Origin of the sequence: Shimia sp. (assembly GCF_041624275.1) — a bacterium.
In the GTDB taxonomy this organism is placed as follows: Bacteria; Pseudomonadota; Alphaproteobacteria; order Rhodobacterales; family Rhodobacteraceae; genus Shimia.
On sequence record NZ_JBFJVE010000288.1, the window covers coordinates 1 to 2,448 of the forward strand.

General features: G+C 65.9%; 2 protein-coding genes and 1 pseudogene. All 3 read right to left on the minus strand.

From position 1 onward, the window contains the following. Positions 1 to 215: pseudogene (locus ABZD10_RS15195) on the minus strand (bifunctional folylpolyglutamate synthase/dihydrofolate synthase); the annotation flags it as partial. Beyond that, positions 212 to 1,162, minus strand: a complete 951-nt coding sequence (gene accD, locus ABZD10_RS15200; protein WP_372887807.1) for an acetyl-CoA carboxylase, carboxyltransferase subunit beta — start codon at positions 1,160 to 1,162, stop codon at positions 212 to 214. The pseudogene ABZD10_RS15195 and the gene accD, both read right to left, overlap by 4 nt. A gap of 72 nt (positions 1,163 to 1,234) precedes the next feature. Further along, entirely contained in the window at positions 1,235 to 2,116 is an 882-nt protein-coding gene (locus tag ABZD10_RS15205) for a lysostaphin resistance A-like protein (RefSeq protein ID WP_372887809.1), read from the minus strand. Positions 2,117 to 2,448: the final 332 nt, after the last annotated feature.

Sequence of the window (2,448 nt, forward strand, 5' to 3'; positions counted from 1 at the left end):
ACCGCCTTGCCCATGCCCTCGAGCCCGGCGCGCAGCATCGCCTGGGTCGACCCCTTGCCATTGGTGCCGGCGATATGGATCACCGGGGGCAGCCGGTCCTGCGGGTTGTCCAACGCCTCGAGAAGGCGCCAGACACGGTCCAGCGTCAGGTCGATGATCTTCGGGTGGAGGGCCATCATCCGGGCGAGGATGGCATCCGATGTCTGCGCGCTCACTTCGGGTCGGCCGCTTTTTCCGCCGCGCTGTCCGAAGCGGCCTCGGGTGCGGACCTGTGCGCCATGTCCGGCGCGGGCAGATCGCCCTTCACCGCCGGCGGCAGGCCCAGCAGCATGCGGGTGATGGTGATCAGCTCTTCGCGCAGCTGGGTGCGCGGGGTCACCCGGTCAAGCATGCCGTGGTCCAGCAGGTATTCGGCGCGCTGGAAGCCCTCGGGCAGTTTCTCGCGGATCGTCTGTTCGATGACGCGCGGCCCGGCGAAACAGATCAGCGCATTGGGTTCGGCGATCTGGACGTCGCCGAGCATCGCATAAGAGGCCGTGACCCCGCCGGTGGTGGGGTGGGTGAGCACGACGATATAGGGCAGGCCGGCCTCTTTCAGCATCTGCACCGCGACCGTGGTGCGCGGCATCTGCATCAGCGACAGGATGCCCTCCTGCATGCGTGCGCCACCGGCAGCCGAAAACAGGATCAGCGGGCGCTTCATCTCGACCGCCCGTTCGGCGGCGGTGATGATCGCATTGCCGACATACATGCCCATCGAGCCGCCCATGAAGGCGAAGTTCTGGCAGGCGGCGATGATCGGGGTGCGGCCGATCTCGCCTTCGGCGACCAGCATCGCTTCCTTCTCGCCGGTCTTCTTCTGGGCGCCCTTCATGCGGTCGGGGTATTTCTTCTGGTCGCGGAACTGCAACGGGTCGGCCACCGGGGTCGGCACCTCGATCTCGGCAAAGGCGCCGCCGTCGAACAGCGCCGTGAAACGGTCGCGCGCGGTGATCGCCATGTGATGGCCGCATTGGGTGCAGACGTTGAGGTTGCCGCTCAGTTCGCGGTGGAACAGCATGGTTCCGCATTCATCGCATTTGGTCCACAGATTGTCCGGAGTCTCGCGCCGGGAAAAGATCGAGTTGATCCTGGGGCGGACGTAATTGGTGATCCAGTTCATGCGCAATCCTTTTCGCGGCCGACAGGCAGTTTCAGGCACCTGTCAGATAAGACGCCACGTCAGGAAATGCAATCAGCGGCGTAGGGCAATCCGTGCCGTCAGCCAGCCGCAGAGCAGCATCAGGCCCTCGACCGGCAGGAGCCCGGCCAGCATCGCCGTGTTCCCGGGGCCAAACGGCAGTGCGAAAAGCGCCAGCCCGTCCCAGTGACCCTGCATCGAGCTCCACATCAGCGCGCTGACGTTGTTGACGAAGTGCAGCGCCAGCGCCGGCCCGAGCGTGCCGCTGCGTGCCGTCAGATCGGCTGCGGCAAGTCCGAATACCACCGCCCAGCCGGCCAGCCAGACCGCGTTGCTGCCATAGGTGGCGGGGTCGAAATGCAACAGGCCGAACAGCAGCGCGGGCACCAGCATCCAGATCACCGGTGTCCGGAACCGCGCCGCGAGCTGGCTTTGCAGATAGCCGCGAAACAGCAGTTCCTCGGTCGCGACCTGCAACAGGATCAACGCCAGCGACAGCGGGATCAGCCCGGCCCAGTCACCAAGGGAAATGCGCTGTTGCGGGGCGAGCGCATCTGGGTAGGGCAGCAGAGCGAGGATGACAAACAGCAGTGCCAGCGCGCGCGTCACGCGCCAGAAATCCCGCAAGGCGGGCCCCGGCGGGCCCAGCAGGCCGAAAAGCGGCCGCCGGTGCAGCACCCGCAGCACCAGCGCCAGCGCGGCAAGAAGCGGCAGGAAGCCGAGCAGGATCAGCCAGAGCGCCCGGGGGGTGGTGCCATCGGACAGTTCATGCCGAAGCATCGGCCAATCGGGCAGCGCTTGCAGCACCCAGAGATAGATCAGGTTCAGAACCATGAACACCAGAAGGATCAGCCCCACGCCGGCCACCAGCCATCCGGGCGCGGCAGTCGGTTGGGCCGGCGCAACAAGCCGTTCGTGGGGGCGATAGCGGTCCATCGCCCCGATGTGCCCTGTTTTCTGAAGCGGGACAAGCCCATGTGAGCGGGCCGCCGATCCGAAGCGGCCGGGGCGCCGGTGGCAAAAAAACCGCGCTGCCAGCGCATTGCAGGTTTGTTTCACCCCGCCAATCCGCTAGGTAATTGTTGAGGAATTCGTGCATTGTTTCGGGTTCGGAAACGTTGAGGCGGCGGAGACGGATGTGAATGGGGCAGGGTAAGACAAGCTTGGTGCAGCGGCTCTATCAAAGGGCCGTGGCCCGGTATTGGGCCCGCAGCGCCAGGTCCGCCGCGACCGCCCGGCTTGCTGTGCTGCGCCAGCAGAGCCAGAAG

Coding starts and splice junctions, on each gene's coding strand:
- accD (WP_372887807.1), bottom strand. CDS start 1,162: ATGAACTGGATCACCAATTACGTCCGCCCCAGGATCAACTCGATCTTT.
- ABZD10_RS15205 (WP_372887809.1), bottom strand. CDS start 2,116: ATGGACCGCTATCGCCCCCACGAACGGCTTGTTGCGCCGGCCCAACCG.